Origin of the sequence: Stenotrophomonas sp. LGBM10, from assembly GCF_046736075.1 — a bacterium.
GTDB lineage: Bacteria > Pseudomonadota > Gammaproteobacteria > Xanthomonadales > Xanthomonadaceae > Stenotrophomonas.
On sequence record NZ_CP177163.1, the window covers coordinates 1828265 to 1845195 of the forward strand.

At 70.4% G+C, this 16931-nt stretch carries 3 protein-coding genes; 1 reads left to right on the forward strand and 2 read right to left on the reverse strand.

Annotation, left to right across the window (positions count from 1 at the left end):
• Positions 1-3: 3 nt before the first annotated feature.
• Entirely contained in the window at positions 4-13947 is a 13944-nt protein-coding gene (locus ACLB90_RS07740; RefSeq protein ID WP_411852375.1) for an Ig-like domain-containing protein, read from the reverse strand.
• A gap of 144 nt (positions 13948-14091) precedes the next feature.
• Entirely contained in the window at positions 14092-16248 is a 2157-nt protein-coding gene (locus tag ACLB90_RS07745; protein ID WP_411852376.1) for a hypothetical protein, read from the reverse strand.
• Between the two features lie 326 nt (positions 16249-16574).
• Between ACLB90_RS07745 and ACLB90_RS07750 the strand changes: the two genes are divergently transcribed.
• Complete coding sequence (locus tag ACLB90_RS07750; RefSeq protein WP_411852377.1) at positions 16575-16931, forward strand: helix-turn-helix domain-containing protein; 357 nt, start codon at positions 16575-16577, stop codon at positions 16929-16931.

Sequence of the window (16931 nt, forward strand, 5' to 3'; positions counted from 1 at the left end):
TGGTCAACGCCCCTTCCCGGTCGGGCGACCGGCGCTGGCTGGGGCTTCGGGGGGATCGTCCAGGCGCAGGCGGTGCAGCACGGCGCCCTCCCCGGTCAGAACCTCCAGGGTGGTCGCCGCAGCCACGCCGGCGGGCAGGCGGGATGCCAACGCGGCAGCGAGTGCCTGGGCGCGTTGCCGTGCCAGGCCCTCCTGGCCGCTGGCAGCGGTGATCTGCACACGGCCGCCGCCGCGCGCCACCAGTGCCTCGGCGGCCTTGTCCAGCACGAGTGCACGGTCCGCCGCCAGGGCGGCGCTGCCCGATGCGAACACGCCGTCGCCCAGTTCGATGCGCACCGGCCGTGGTGACGCGCCCGCGTCGTCCTGGCCGGCACCGCGCAGCGCACCATCGGGCATGCGCACCCCGAAATCGAAGCGCACCGGCAACCCGGGCGTGATGCGGCGGACCAGCGGGTTGGGCGTGGTGAACCGCGCGCCCGCCGGTACGGTGGACGGATCGACCTTGAGGATGAAGTTGCGACCGCGCGCCTGGCCGCCGGGGATGCCGACCAGGTGGTAGCGACCGAACGCGTCGGTTTCCATCAGCAGGCCTTCCACCGCGGCGATGCGCACGCCGGGAATGCCGCGCTCGTCCGCATCCTGGATGCCATTGCCGTTGCGGTCGTCGAACACGCTGCCGACGATCAGGCTTTCATCCAGCAGTGGATCGGTGGTGACATCCACGTCGGCCGAGGCGACGTTGCCGATGGTGCGGTTCTCGCCGTCGATGGCGGTGATGCGGTTGGTATGCACACCGGTGCCGGTGCCGGCACCAACGCGCAGGTAGTACACCACCGTGGCGCGTTCGCCGGCCGCCACGTCGATGCCGTCGATGCGCAGCGGCTGCGTTCCGCTGGTGCGCGCATCGTTGTCGGCATCGCGCACCGCGAACCCGCCGCGCACGAAGGTGAAGCCCGGCGGCAGCGTGTCGAGCAGGGTGGCGCCGTTGGCATCGACCTCGCCGACGTTGTCGATGGTGACGGTGTACCGCACCAGGTCGCCGATCTGCACGCTGCGCTTGCCCGCCACCTTGGTCAGGCGCAGCACGGCCTGCTGGCCGGCGACGGTGACCGCCACGTTCGCCTCGGCGCACTGCGGGGTGGGAATGGACACATCGCAAACCCGGTAGCGGAAGCTGTCCGTGCCGGCGAAGGCCGCGGCCGGGGTGTAGGTGCAGCGACCGGCGGCGCACTGGGCGGTGCCGTGCGCGGGCGCGCCCACCACCTGCAGCGACGCCGGATCCAGCGCGGCGGCGCGCGCGCTGTCATTGGCCAGCACGTCGATGGCGAGCGGGCCGGCGCCATCGGCGATCACCGCATCGTCGACCAGGGTCAGCACGTTCGGATCGACCGTGACGGTGACCGTGGCCGATGCGCATTCGGTCGGATCGGCCACGTCGCAGACCTGGTAGCCGAAGGCCTGCACGCCGGCGAAGTTGGCCTGCGCGGCGAAACGGATGCGGGCCCGCGGCAGCACCGTGGCCGTGCCATACGGCGGCGGCGCGGTGATGGTGACGGTGACGCTGTCCGGATCGATCGGGGTGCCGTTGACGCGGTCGTTGCCGAGCACGTCGATCTCGATCACGCCGTCCTGCGGAATCTCGACGCGGTCGTCCTCGGCATCCACGCCCGGCTCGCCGGCGATGACGGTGACCGTGACGCTGCCGGTATCGCAGACGGTGGGCTGGTTGCGCAGGCAGAGGGTGTAGGACGTGCTGTAGGTGCCCGGGGCCAGCCCGGCGGCCACATCCACCCAGCCATCGGCACTGAAGGACAGCGCGTTCGTGGCGACCGGCGCAAACGTGATCTGGGCCGGATCCAGCGGTGCGGTGTTGAGGGTGTCGTTGGCGAACACGTTCAGCAGTCGCGCGCGGCCGGCCGGGCCGACCGGACCACCGCTGTCGTCCACCGCGAGCAGCACGCCCACCGGGCCCTGTACCAGCACCGTGGCGATGGCGGTGGTGCAGTTGGTCGGCACCCCGTTCTCGCACAGCTGGTAGGCGAGCTGCACCTGGCCCGGCTGGACGCCGGCAGCCACCATGATCTGGCCCTGGTTGTTCAGCGTGTAGCCCGGCGTACTGCCGGTCAGCGTGGCGATCACGCTGCCCAGCGGCGGCGGGGACACGTTGTTGAAGCTGTCGTTGTCCAGCACCGAACGGGCGATGGTGCCGCCCACCGACGGATCGACCGGCGTGCCGGTGAAGTCGTCATTGACGGCGAGCACGATGTTGGCGGCAGCGCCCACGGTGATGGTCACGCTGGCGCTGGCGCACAGCGCGCTGTCCGGCGCAGGCAGGCACGCCTGGTAGGTGAAGGTGACCGGGCCGCTGGTGCCGGCCGGCGCGGTGTAGGTGAACGTGCCATCGGCGTTGAAGACCAGACCGGCAGGTGCGGCGCCCTGCACGCTGTACACGGTGCCGGCCGGCAGGGCGTCGTTGGTCGCCACGCTGTTGGACAGCGTCTGACCGGCCTGCACCGGGAACGCGTCGTTCTGCGGCACCGGGCTGACCACCAGGGTGACGCTGGCGGTATCGCAGTTGGTCGGGGCGGCCGCTTCGCAGATCTGGTAGGTGAGCGTGGTGCGACCGGACGCCACGCCGGTGGCGACGCTGATCGTGCCATCGGCGTTGAGGGTGATGCCGGCGGGCGCACCCACCAGCGTCACCACCACATCGGCGGCGGCCGGCGGCGAGACGCCGTTGAGGCTGTCGTTGGCCAGCACGCTGGTGGACGAGGTGCCGCCAGGCGCCACGCCGCTGAGCGTGTCGTCGCCGGCCACCAAGGTGCCGGTGTTGACGTTGAGGGTGACGGTCGCGGTCCCGCACAGCGTGGCGTTGGGCGCCGGCAGGCAGACCTGGTAGATGAAGCTCACCGGACCCACGGTGCCAAGCGGCGGCGCATAGGTGAACGTGCCGTCGGCGTTGAAGGTCAGGCCTGCCGGCGGCGCACCCTGCACGGTCCACACCGAACCGGCAGGCATGCCGTCGTTGCCGGCCACGGTGCCGACCAGCGTCTGCCCGGCCTGTACCGCGAAGGCATCGGCCTGCGGTGCAGGCGTGACGATGACGGTGACGCTGGCGGTATCGCAGTTGGTGGGCGCCGCCGCTTCGCAGATCTGGTAGGTGATCGTGGTCGGGCCGGAGACGACGCCGGTGCCCACGCCGAGGGTGCCATCGGGATTGATCGTGTAGCCGGCCGGTGCGCCGACCAGGCTCAGCACCACGTCGGCGGCGGCCGGCGGCGAGACGCCGTTGAGGCTGTCGTTGGCCAGCACGCTGGTGGACGAGGTGCCTCCCGGTGCCACGCCGCTGAGCGTGTCATCGCCGGCCACGAGCGTGCCGTTGTTGATGTTGATGGTCAGCGTGGCGGTGCCGCACTGGGCCGCGTTCGGCGCGGGCAGACACACCTGGTAGGTGAGGCTCACCGGGCTGGGCGTGCCGGTGGGCGGGGTGTAGCTCAGCGCACCGTCGGCCGCCAGCGTGAGGCCGGCCGGCGGGACGCCCTGTACGGTCCAGACCGAACCGGCGGGCATGGCGTCGTTGCCGGCCACGCTGGCGGTAAGCGTCTGCCCCACCTGCACCGAGAACGCGTCGTTCTGCGGCGCCGGCGCGACCACGGCGGTGGCACTGGCGGTGGCACAGTTGGACGGCACGGCGGCTTCGCAGACCTGGTAGGTGAGCGTGATCGGGCCGGACACCACGCCTGCGGCGACGCCAAGCGTGCCATCGGGGTTGATCGTGTAACCGGTCGGCGCACCGACCAGGCTCAGCACGACGTCGGCAGCGGCCGGCGGTGACACACCATTGAGGGTGTCGTTGGCCAGCACGCTCACGGTGGAGGCGCCGCCCGGCACGATGCTGCCCACGGCGTCGTCGACCGCGCTGAGCACGCCGCCGGCGATGGCGATGGCAACGGTGGCGGTGCCGCAGGTTGCGGCATCCGGTGCCGGCAGGCAGGCCTGGTAGGTGAAGGTGACCGGACCGGTGGTACCGGCCGGCGGGGTGTACGAGAACGTGCCGTCGGCGGCCAGTGCAAGGCCGGCAGGCGCGCTGCCCTGCACGGTCCACGTCGAACCGGCCGGCATGTTGTCGTTGCCGGCCACGCTGGCGGTGAGCGTCTGTCCCAGCCGTGCGCTGACGCTGTCGTTCTGCGGTACCGGCGCAACCACGATGGCCACGCGCGCGGTATCGCAGTTGGCGGGCGCGGCGGCTTCGCAGATCTGGTACGTCAACGAGGCCGCGCCGGCGATCACACCGGTGGCCACGCCGATCATGCCGTCGGCGTCGAGGGTGAAGCCGGCCGGCGCGCCGACCAGGCTCAACACCACCGACGCGGGCGCCGGCGGACTGACTCCGTTGAGACGGTCGTTGACCAGCACACTGCTGCCCGAGACGCCGCCCGGCACCACGGTGCCTAGCACATCGTCGCCAGCGGCCAGGGTGCCGTTGTTGATGTTTACCGTGACCGTGGCGGTGCCGCAGGCCGTGGCGTTCGGCGCGGGCAGGCAGACCTGGTAGGTGAAGGTCACCGGGCTGGGCGTGCCGCCCGGCGGGGTGTAGGTGAGGCCACCGTTGGTGGCCAGGGTCAGGCCGGCCGGCGCGGTGCCCACCACCGTCCACAGCGCGCCTGCCGGCATGTTGTCGTTGCTGGCCACGCTGGTGCTCAGCGTCTGGCCCACCGGCACGGAGAAGGCATCGTCCTGCGGTGCCGGCGCGATCACCACGGCCACGCTGGCGGTGTCGCAATTGGTCGGCGCAGCGGCTTCGCAGATCTGGTAGGTGAGCGAGGTCGGGCCGGACACCACACCGGTGGGCACCACGATCATGCCGTTGGCCGTGATCGCGTAACCGGTCGGCGCACCGACCAGGCTGAGCACCACATCCGCTGCGGCCGGAGGGGTAACGCCGTTGAGCGCATCGTTGGCCAGCACGCTGCTGGACGACGTACCGCCCGGCGCCACGCTGGCGAGCGTGTCGTCGGCAGCCACCAGCTGGCCATTGTTGACGTTGAGGGTGACGGTGGCGGTGCTGCACAGCGCGGCGTACGGCGCGGGCAGGCAGGTCTGGTAGGTGAAGCCCACCGGGCTCAGCGTGCCGGTCGGCGGGGTGTAGGTGAACGATCCATCGGCGTTGAACGCGATGCCGTTGGGCGCACTGCCCTGCACGGCCCAGCTCGAACCGGCCGGCATGCCATCGTTGCCGGCCACGCTGCCGGTGAGGGTCTGCCCCACCCGCACCGCGAACGCATCGTTCTGCGGCGCGGGGCTGACCACCACCGTGACGTTGGCGGTAGCGCAGTTGGTCGGCGCGGCCACTTCGCAGAGCTGGTAGGTGATCGTGGTCGGCCCGGCGATCACCCCGGCAGCGACGTTGACCGTGCCGTCGGCGTTGATCGCGAAACCGCCCGGTGCGCCCACCAGGCTCAGCGTGATGTCGGCGGCGGCCGGCGGCGTGACGCCGTTGAGGCTGTCGTTGGCCAGCACGCTGGCCGTGGACGTGCTGCCCGGTGCCACGCCGGTCAGCGTGTCATCGCCCGCCGCCAGCGCGCCGTTGTTGATGTTCAAGGTGACGATGGCAGTGCCGCACAGGCCCGCGTTCGGTGCCGGCAGGCAGGCGCGGTAGGTGAAGGTCACCGGACTCACCGCGCCCACCGGCGCGGTGTAGGTGAAGGTGCCATCGGCGTTGAAAGACAGGCCGGTCGGCGGCGTGCCCTGCACCGCATACGCCGCGCCGGGCGGCAGGCTGTCGTTGGTCGCCACACTGTTGCTCAGCGTCTGCCCGGCCTGCAGCGAGAACGCGTCGTTCTGCGGCGTGGGGGACACGATCACGGTGACGCTGGCGGTAGCGCAGTTGGCCGGTGCGGCGGCTTCGCAGATCCGGTACGTCAGCGTGGTCGAACCGGCCGGGGTGCCGACCGCGACTGCGATGGTACCGGCCGGGGTGATGGTGAAGCCGGCCGGTGCACCAACCAGACTCAGCACCACATCGGCGGCTGCCGGCGGCGTGACGCCGTTGAGACTGTCGTTGGCCAGCACGCTCGTGGACGAGCTGCTGCCGGGCGCGACGCCGCTGAAGGTGTCGTCGCCAGCCACCAGGGTGCCGGTGGTGATGGCGATGGTCGCGGTCGCCGTGCCGCACAGCGCGGTGTACGGCGCCGGCAGACACGCCTGGTAGGTGAAGCTCACCGGTCCGGTGGTGCCGAGCGGCGGGGTATAGGTGAAGGTGCCGCCGGCAGCGAAGGCCAGGCCGGCGGGCGCGGTGCCCTGCAGCGCCCAGCTGGAGCCGGCGGGCAGGTTGTCGTTGCCGGCCACGCTGTTGCCCAGCGTCTGTCCGGCCTGTACGGCGAAGCTGTCGTTCTGGGGCGCCGGGCTCACCACCACGGTGATGGTGGCGGTGTCGCAGTTGGTCGCGACGATCGCGTCGCAGAGCTGGTAGGTCAGCAGCGTGGTGCCGGCGGTCACGCCAAGGGCCACGCTGACCTCACCGGCGGCGTTGAGCGCGAATCCGGCCGGTGCGCCCACCAGGCTCAACACCACCGTGGTGCTGTTGGGCGGGCTGACGCCATTGAGGCTGTCGTTGTTCAGTACGCTGCCGGGCGAACTGCTTCCCGGCGCGATGCCGATGAAGGTGTCGTCGCTGGCGACCAGGTTGCCCACGCTGATGTTGAGGGTGACCGTGGCGGTGCTGCACAACGCCGCGTTCGGCGCCGGCAGGCACAACTGGTAGGTGAAGGTGACAGGCACCAGCGTGCCGATCGGCGGGGTATAGGTGAAGGTGCCGTTGGCATTGAAGACCAGCCCGGCCGGCGCGGCGCCCTGCACCGTCCAGGTCGCGCCGGCGGGCGCGTTGTCGTTGGCTGCAACGTTGCCATTGCTGATCGTGCCGCCCGCCTGCACGGCGTAGGCATCGTTCTGCGCAACCGGCCGGATCACCAGCGACACCGTCGCGGTGTCGCAGTTGGTGGGCGCTGCGGTTTCGCAGATCTGGTAGGTCAGCGTACCGGCACCGGCAGCGGCGCCCGCCGGTACCGTCACCGTGCCATCGGCAGCAATGCTGTAGCCGCCCGGCGCACCGACCAGGCTGAGCTGCACGTTGGCCGCCGCCGGCGGAGTCACGCCGTTGAGCGCATCGTTGGCGAGCACGCTGGGCGTGGACGTGCCCGGCGCGATGCCGACAAAGCTGTCATCGGCCGCCACCAGCGTGCCGAGGTTGACGTTCACGGTCACGGTCGCGGTGCCGCACACGCCGGCGTTCGGCGCCGGCAGGCAGGTCTGGTAGGTGAAGGTGACCGCACCGATGGTGCCTGCCGGCGGGGTGTAATTGAAGGTGCCATCCGCGTTGAAGGTCAGCCCCGGCGGCGGCGTGCCCTGCACCGCCCACGTCGAGCCGGCCGGCATGCGGTCGTTGCCGCCGGCATCGGCGTTGGTGATCGAGCCACCGGCCTGCACGGCAAAGGCGTCGTTCTGCGGTGCCGGCGTGATCACGAAGCGGAGCGCGGCGGTATCGCAGTTGGTCGGCGACGCGGCTTCGCACAGCTGGTAGGTGAGCGTGGTCGCGCCGGCGGTGGCGGTGGCCGGCACCTGCACGGTGCCGTCGTTGTTGATGACAAACCCGGGCGGCGCGCCCACCAGCAGCAGCTGCACGGTGGCCGGGGCCGGCGGAGTGACGCCGTTGAGCGCGTCGTTGGCGAGCACGCTGGGCGTCACCGCGCCACCGGTCACCGGTGCGGCGACGGTGTCGTCGTTGGCGACCACCGCGTTCACCGCGAGCGTGAGCGTCACCGTGGCCGTGCTGCACACGGCGGCATCCGGCGCGGGCAGGCACGCCTGGTAGCTGAAGGTGACCGCACCGACCGTGCCGGCCGGCGGGGTGTAGGTGAAGCTGCCGTTGCTGTTGAATGCCAGGCCCTGCGGCGGCGCCGCCACGCTCCAGGTGGAGCCGGCCGGCAGGTTGTCGTTGCCGGTGACGTTGCCGGGATTGGCCTGCCCGGCCTGCACCACGATCGCATCGTCCACGGCGGTGGGACGCACCACCAGCGCGATGGTCGCGGTATCGCAGTTGTTGGCCGCCGCGGTTTCGCAGAGCTGGTAGTTCAGCACGGTGGCACCGGCGGCCGCGTTGGCCGCGACCGTCACGGTGCCATCGGCGTTGAGGGTGAAGCCAGCCGGCGCGCCCACCAGCGACAGCGCCACGCTGGCGGCCGCCGGCGGCGTCACGCCGTTGAGTGCGTCGTTGCCGAGCACGCTGGGCGTGACCGTCCCCGGTGCGATCGGACCGAAGCTGTCGTCGGTGGCCACCAGCGCCCCGTTGTTGATGTTCAGTACCACGGTCGCGGTGGCGCATACCGCCGCGTTGGGCGCCGGCAGGCAGGTCTGGTAGACGAAGCTGGTGGGGCCGCTGGTTCCGGCGGGCGGCGCATAGGTGAAGCTGCCGTCCGCGCTGAACGCAACGCCGGCCGGCGGCGTGCCCTGCAGTGCCCAGGTCGAACCGACCGGCATGTTGTCGTTGCCCGACACGGTGGCGGTCAGTGTCTGTCCCGCCTGCACGGAGAACGCATCGTTGGCCGGCGCCGGGGCGACCACCAGCGCAACGCTGGCGGTATCGCAGTTGGTGAGCGCGAGCGCTTCGCATATCTGGTACGTCAGCGTGGTGGCACCGGCAAGGGTGCCAGCCGCCACGGCGACCGTGCCATCGCCGGCGATGCTGAAGCCCGCCGGTGCCCCCACCAGCGACAGCACCACGTCGGCCGGCAACGGCGTGACGCCGTTGAGCGTGTCGTTGACGAGCACGCTGGGCGACGGTGCACCCGGCGCGATCGGTGCGGCAACCGTATCGTCAACGGCCACCAGCGTGCCGCTGTTGACGTTGAGCGCGACCGTGGCGGTGGCGCAGGCAGCGGTATCCGGCGCCGGCAGGCACACCTGGTAGGTGAACGATTCGGTGCCGGTGAAGCCGACCGGCGGGGTATAGGTCACCGCCCCGTTGGTGCCGAACACCAGCCCGCCCGGGGCCGGGCCGACCACGCTGAACACCGCGCCGGCCGGCGCGTTGTCGTTGCCCGCCACCGAGCCGGTGATGCCCTGCCCGACCGGGGTGGACAACGCATCGTCCACCGCCGAGGGCGCCACCACCACGCGCACGCCGGCCGTGGCGCAGTTGGCCGGTGCGGCCGCTTCGCACACCTGGTAGGTCAGGTTCTTCGCACCAGCCGGCGTGCCGGCGGCGACGACCACCGCGCCTTCACCGGTGATGCTCAGTCCGGCCGGCGCACCAACCAGCGACAGCACCACGTTGGCCACGGCCGGCGGGGTGACACCGTTGAGCGAATCGTTGGACAGCACCGAGGTGGTGGCACCCCCGGTGACCGGATTGATCGGCGTGCTGCTGAAATCGTCGTTGACCGCCGCCAGCGTGCCGGCGTTGACCGTGATGGTCGCGCTGGCGTTGGCGCACAGCGCGGCGTTCGGCGCAGGCAGACACACCTGGTAGGTGAAGACCACCGGCCCGGTGGTGCCCACCGGCGGGGTATAGGTGAAGCTGCCGCTGCTGCTGAACATCAGCCCGGCCGGCGTGGTGCCGGTCACGCTGAACAGCGCACCGGGCGGCACGTTGTCGTTGCCGGCCACGGTGTCGTTGAGCACCTGCCCGGCAGGCGTCGAGAAGGCATCGTTGCCCGCCGACGGCGTGATCACCACGCGGATCGTGGCGCTGGCGCAGTTGCCCGGCACGGCCGCTTCGCAGACCTGGTACGTCAGCACGGTGGCGCCGCCCGCCGCACTGGCCGGTACCTGCAGCACACCGTTGGCATCGAGCGCATAGCCGGCCGGCGCACCGACCAGGCTCAGGTTGACGCTGCCGGCGGCCGGCGGGGTCACCCCATCGAGTGCGTCGTTGGCCAGCACGCTGGCCGGTGCGCTGCCGCCCGGGGGCAGCGGGGTGGCACTGAAGTCATCGTCCACCGCCACCAGCGTGCCGGCATTGACGAAGAGGGTCGCGGTGGCCGCGCTGCACTGCCCGCTGTCGGGTGCCGGCAGGCAGACCTGGTAGGTAAAGGTCACCGGCCCGGTGAACCCGGTCGGCGGGGTGTACAGGACACTGCCGTCCGGGCCGAACTGGAGGCCGGCCGGCGCCGGAACGGTCAGGCTGAACACCGCACCGGTCGGGACGTTGTCGTTGCTGCCCACGTTGCCGGCCAGCAGTTGCCCGGCCGGCGTGGAGAATGCGTCATCCGCGGCAAGCGGTGCCACCACGACGCGGATCTGCGCCGAATCGCAGTTGCTCTGCAGCGCGGCCTCGCACACCTGGTAGGTCAGCGTCGCGGCGCCGGCACGTGCACCGCCGGCAACGGTGAGCGTGCCATCGTTGGCCAGGCTGTAGCCGGACGGCGCGCCGACCAGGCTCAGCACCACATCGCTGGACGCCGGCGGCACAGTGCCGTTGAGCGAATCGTTGGCCAGCACCGACAGCGTGGTGCCGCCGACGGTCGGGTTGATCGGCGCGGCGCTGAAGTCATCGTCGTTGGCCACCAGCGTGCCGGCGTTGACGTTGATGGTGGCCGTGGCACCGGCGCACACCGTGGCGTTGGGCGCGGGCAGGCAGGCCTGGTAGGCGAAGGAAACGGGCCCCTGCGTTCCCACCGGCGGGGTGTAGACGAAGCCACCGTTGGGCGTGAAGGCCAGCCCCGCCGGTACCGTGCCGCTGACGCTGAAGGTCGCGTTCGCGGGCACGTTGTCGTTGCCCGCCACGCTGCCGGTCAACGGGATGCCAACCGGCGTGCTGAAGTTGTCGTTCACCGCCACCGGTCCCAGCAGCAGCTGGACGCCACCGGTCGCGCAGTTGGTCGGCAGCGCCGCCTCGCACAGCTGGTAGGAGAACGCGACCGCGCCCGCTGCGGCGCCGCCGGGCACCGAGAGGGTGCCGTTGCCGTTGAGTACGTAACCGGCGGGTGCGCCGATCAGGCTCAGGACCACATCGGCAGGCGCGGGCGGCACCGCACCGTTGATGGTGTCGTTGGCCAGCACGCTGTTGGTGGTGCCACCCACGGCGGGGTTGAGCACGGCCGCACGGAAGTCGTCGTCGTTGGCGACCAGGGTGCCGGCGTTGACGTTGAGGGTCACCGTGGCGGTATCGCAGACGGCCGCCTGCGGCGCGGCCAGGCACACGCGGTAATCGAAGGTGGTGGTGCCGGTGAACTGCGCCGGCGGCGTGTAGGTGAAGCTGCCGTTGGCGTTGAACACCAGGCCGGCGGGCGTTGCGCCGGCCACGGTGAACGTCGTGCCGGTCGCGACGTTGTCGTTCACCGCCACGTTGCCGCTCACCGGCCGCCCGACCTGGGTAGTGAACGCGTCGGCCACGGCATCGGGCGCGATCACCACCGCGATGGTGGCGGTATCGCAGTTGCCCGTGCCCGCCTGGCACAGCTGGTAAGTCAACGTGACCGGGCCGGCCGGCGCACCGGCCGGAACCTGCAGCTGGCCATTGGGCTCCAGCGTGTAGCCGGCCGGGGGCGCGTTGATCAGCGACAGCGCGGCCTGTGCAGGCGCGATGGCGCTGCCGTTGAAGCTGTCGTTGCCGAGCACGCTGGCGGTGAGGCCACCGGCACCGCTCAGCGGCGCGGCGCTGAAGTCATCGTCGTTGGCCACGATCACGCCGGCGGCCACATTGATCGTCACCGTGGCGGTATCGCATACCCCGCCGTTCGGCGCCGGCAGGCACACCTGGTAACCGAAGCTGTCCGGACCGGTGTAGGTCGACTGGGCCAGGTAGGTGAAGCTGCCATCGGCATTGACCGTGACGCTGCCATGCGCGGCCACACCAAGCAGGCTGAACTGCGCACCGGCCGGTGCGTTGTCGTTGCCGGCCACCGTGGCTGCCAGCGGCACGCCCGCCGTCGCCACGAAGGCATCGTTGACGGCATCGGGCGCCACCACCAGCTGCACGGTCGCGGTGGCGCAGTTGGCCGGCGCGGCCTGTTCGCAGAGCTGGTAGCCGAAGGCCACCGCACCGGCGGCGGCACCGGCCGGCACCAGTACCTGCCCGCCGGCATTGACGGCATAGCCGGCCGGCGCACCCGTCAGGGTCAGGGCGACCGTACCCGGCACCACCGCGGCACCGTTGAAGGTGTCGTTGGCCAGCAGGCTCACCGTTGTGGCGGTGCCCGGCTGCAGCGGCGTCACGAACACATCGTTGGCCGCCTGCAGCTGGTTGGCCAGCACGTTCACGGTGACCGTGGCGGCATCGCAGACGCCCACGTTCGGCGTGGGCAGGCACACCCGGTAGGTGAAGCTGTCCGGCCCGGTGTTGCCGCCGGTGGGGGTGTAGCTGAAGCTGCCGTCGGCGTTGATCACCACCGTGCCGCGGGTCGGCGCGCTGAGCAGCGTGTAGCTGGACCCGCTGGCGATGTTGTCGTTGGTCGCCAGGCTGCCGGTCGCCGGCTGCCCGCCGCCCGGCGTGGTCACGCTGTCGTTGACCGCATCGGGGCTGACGATCAGCGACGCCGAGGCGGTGGCGCAGTTGCCGGGCAGCACGTTTTCGCAGAAGCGGTAGGTCAGCGACAGCGGGCCGGCAGCGGCGGTGGCCGGCACCTGGATCGCGCCGTTGGCACTGATGGCGAACCCGGCCGGTGCGCCGACCAGGGACAGCGTCATCTGCCCCGTCGGTACCGCGCCACCGTTGAAGGTGTCGTTGGTCAGCACCGTGGGCGTGAGGCCCCCCGCGCCGGCAGGAATCGGCGTGGCGAAGCTGTCGTCGACCGCAATCAGCACGTTGGCGTTGACCACGATCGTGGCCGTGCCGGTGGCGCACACGGTGCCGTTCGGCGCCGGCAGGCAGACCTGGTACTGGAAGGTGGTGCCGGTGAGGATGCCGCCCGCCGGCGCGTAGACGAAGTTGCCGTTGCTGGAGACGGTCAACCCGGACGGCGGCGCACCCACGGCGCTGAAAGTGGCGCCCGCCGGCGCGTTGTCGTTGCCAGCCACCGTGCTGCTCAGCGACGCCGAGCCGCCGGTGGCGTTGAAGCTGTCGTTCACCGCGGTCGGGCCGATCACCAGACTCACCGACGCGGTGGCGCAGTTGGTGGGCGAGGTGTTTTCGCAGATCTGGTAGGTGAGCGTGGCAGCGCCCGCCGCGGCACCGGCAGGCACGGCGATCACGCCGGCACTGTTGATGGTGAACCCGGCGGGTGCGTTCTGCAGCGCGATGATCAGGTTGGCACCGTTGACCGGCGCGCCGTTGAGCGTGTCATTGCCCAGCACGGTAGGCGTGTTGCCGCCGGTGGCCGACGGAATGGCGGTGGGGAATGCATCGTTGTTGGCGACCAGCGCATTGGGCTGCACCGGCACCGCCGGCGTGGTGGCGGTGTTGTCGCCCGGGGTCGGATCGGTGGTGCCCGGCGGCATCGCCAGCGATACGCTGTTGGCCGGCACCGTGGCAGGCGTGGCGGTGGGCGCGGTAGCGTTGACCAGCAGCACCACGCTGTCACCCACGGCAACGTTGACCTGCACATTGATGGCGTTGCCGCTGCCGCTGGGCTGCGCGCACGACGACGCGGCCGTGGTGCCCTGGCAGGTCCAGGTGACGCCGGTGAGCAGCGAGGACACCGTATCGACCACGCCCACGCCGGTGGCCGCCGACGGCCCGGCATTGCTGATCTGGATGCGGTACTGCACGGCACCGCCGGCTGCCACCGGGCTGGCGCTGAGCAGTGCTTTGGTCACGCTCAGCTGCGCCTGCACGGCCAACGCGTTGGCATCGGTGGCGGTGTTGTTGCCGGGCGACGGGTCGCCGACATCGGCCGGTGCGGTGACGGTAGCGGTATTGGTCAGCGGATTGGGGTAGGTCTGCGCGAGCAGCGGCAACGGCAGCAGCAGCGCCAACAGGGCCATCGCGCGCGCGATGCTGGCCGAAGCCATGCGTGCCCTGGTGTGCGTGCCGGTTGCTGCCATGCGCTCGTCCTCGAAAGCGGCCGATGGCCCGGGTAGGGGTCCATCGACGGTGGTGGTCCTTGCATTCCCCGGCGCAGGAGAGCCCGCGCCACTGCGGTGCCGCACCGTGCGCTAGTAAGCGCCCGGGTTGTTGCTGAAGCTGACGGGCACGGTGATCGTGGCCTGGCCCCCGTTGACCAGGTTCACCCCGACGTTCACCGCGTTGCCGCCCACCGTGCCGCCAGTGGCTGCCGCACAGGCGCTGCCGGTGGTGGCGCTGCAGGTCCACGCGGCACGCAGCGTGGCGCCGTTGGGCAGGCTGTCGGTGACCACCGCATTGGTGACCGCATCCGGCCCGCCATTGCTGACCAGCAGCGTGTACGTGGCGGTTCCGCCGGGTATGTAGCTGCCGCTGCCGTCGCTCTTGGTGATCGACAGGTCGGCCTGGCGCGTCCGGTTGGTGATGCGGCACACCAGCGTTACCGCCGTCGCGGTCATCGCCGGCGCCTGCAACGTGAAGCTGCCGCCGCTGCCGGACGACACCACGGCATTGTTCTGGTCCACGCATTGCCAGGTGCTGGCATAGCGCGCGAGCGTAGTGCCTGCCGCAGCCGCCTCGGCCAGCGCATAGCTGCCCCCCGGAACCGTGATTACTGCCGCAGTGGCGCCGTTGTTGCCGACATTGCTGGCCGAACCGACCGTGCTGCCGTTGTAGGTGATGGACAGGTTGAAGCGCCCGGTGTCGCTGGTCGGCTGCAGGTCCTTGACCAGTTGCAGCGTCGCGGCGCAGGCCTGGGTAACGCCTTCGACGGTGAACACCGCCTGGCCGATACGGATGCCGAGCAGGCCCAGCAGGTTGTCCACCACTCCACCCAGCACCGCTGTCAGCACCGGCGTGACCAGCGTGTTGACCTGCGACCGGATCGGCGTGAGCAGCGCGTTGACGATGCCGTTGACCAGATCGCCCACCGCCAGCGGCAACGCAATGCCGCCGACCAGCGTCACCGTGGGGGTACCGCTGGTGACCTGGATGCTGAGCGAATTGACCAGGGTGGACACCATCGTCGCCGCGCTGACCGTGCCCGCACTGAGCGTGCGTGTCTGGGGATAGGGACCGGTGAAGCTGGCGCTCTGCAGGCCCGGTGTGGCGGTGGCATAGCTGCGGATGCTCACCGTCAACGGAACGGTGATGTCGGCGATTGGCGTCGGCACCCCAAGCACGTTGGCCGACACGCGCACGCGCACGCTGAGCGAGGTGAGCGTGGCCGCCGTCAGTGCGGTATCGGTCAGTACCGTGCTGCGGTTGAAGAAGGTGGCATCGCTGATCTGGCCCACGTACAGATTCACCAGCCCCGGGCGCGCCTGCAGGGTGACCGCGTTGCCGACCAGGTTGACGGCCGAGATCGAGCCTTCGGCGCGCGCCACATCGGCGTACACCTGCAGGTGCAGCACATCGGCGCTGATGCTGGTGTTGGACAGCGATACGCCCAGCAGGTTGAGACCACTGAGCGCGGCGCTCAAGGTGCCGGTGTTCAGGCCCTGCACCAGATCCAGATCCAGCTTGATGCGGATCGCCGCGCTGTGGAACGCGGCCCCGACCGTGCCGCAGCTGTACACCGGCGGCTCCACCACCTGCAGCCACAGGCGCACGTTGGCCACGCCATTGAGACCGAGCGCGGCAGTGTTGACGGTGATCGGCGTAGGCGTGGTCAACACATTGCGGAAGTTGTAGAGCTGCACGCCGCCGGTGAGCAGGTCCAGCACGTTCAACCGCACCGTCGCCAGCGAGCCGGTGGGCAGCGCGATCTGCAGGATGTCGGCCAGGCGGATGCTGCCGGTCGCGCCGGCTACGCCCAGCGGCAGCGCGTTGAGCACGTTCGCTGCAGCGGTCTGCCCATCGGCCTGCAGCACCTGCACCATCGCCGCGCGCAGCTGGCCCAGGGTGATGTTGGTGTTGAGCACCTGGCTGGGGTCGCTGACCACCACGCCGCCGTTGAGCTGGGTCAGCAACGCATTGAGGTTGACGTTGGCGCCGGCCAGGTTGTTCCAGTCGGCCACGCTCAGATTGAGGCTGGTACCGGGCAGCAGCGCCCCGAACAGCAGGTTGAGCAGCGGGCTCTGGGTCGAGTCGACGGAGGCCAGCCGTGGGCCGGCGCTGACGCAGGCGCCGGCGGAACAGGCCGATTGCGCCTGTACCCGGCCCAGGCATGAAAGTACCGTCAGCAGGGCGAGCAGCAGCAGCGCGCGCCAGCGCAATGACGAAACGTTCACGCCTTTCACATTAACCATGCATGCGTCTCCGCCGTTTCGGGGCAGAAACCGACCGTGGTGGTGGATTTACTCCCCCGCCATACCGATCAAGCCCTGCCGGTGTCCGCTTTCCGTTGTGGAATGCGTTTATGTCCGGTTCGGGCCGATTAATGCGGGGACCGCAAAATTCCGTCAAACAAGACGGCGTGAAATACGGGGGCAGTAGCGCTTACAAGCGGGCAGGCGGCTGATGGTTTCCCCTCGTGCAGCAGGGCAGGAAAGCAGTTCTGTACAGACAGGAAAAGAATCGCTTACACGGAAGCAACGCTTACCTAAACCGGGGAAGGGGGCAAACAATGCAGGCCATGTGCGACAGAATCCGCCGGGCACGATTAACTGCCGGGCTATCGCAATCGCAGTTGGCGTTGGAAACCGGCGTGCGCCGCAGCGCGGTGACGCAGTGGGAACGGGAAGGCGGCACGTTTCCCAGCGTGCAACACCTTGCCCGCGTCGCAATTGTGACGCAAGTCTATTTTGAGTGGTTGGCGACGGGGCGCGGGCCGGGGCGGCCGGAGGAGGGAAACGACCTGCCGCTGGCGGCATCACCGGCCGCCGAGGCGGCTCGCTGCGCGCAGGAAACCGAGATTCTGTCGTTGTTGCGTCGCATGCCCGCGCGCAAACGCCAGGTGGCGCGCGCGATCATCGAAATGCTCAACGACTGA

What these genes read in the sequence shown, in the direction of transcription:
- ACLB90_RS07740 (WP_411852375.1), bottom strand. Translation starts at nt 13,947, where the DNA reads ATGGCTTCGGCCAGCATCGCGCGCGCGATGGCCCTGTTGGCGCTGCTG.
- ACLB90_RS07745 (WP_411852376.1), bottom strand. Translation starts at nt 16,248, where the DNA reads ATGGTTAATGTGAAAGGCGTGAACGTTTCGTCATTGCGCTGGCGCGCG.
- ACLB90_RS07750 (WP_411852377.1), top strand. Translation starts at nt 16,575, where the DNA reads ATGTGCGACAGAATCCGCCGGGCACGATTAACTGCCGGGCTATCGCAA.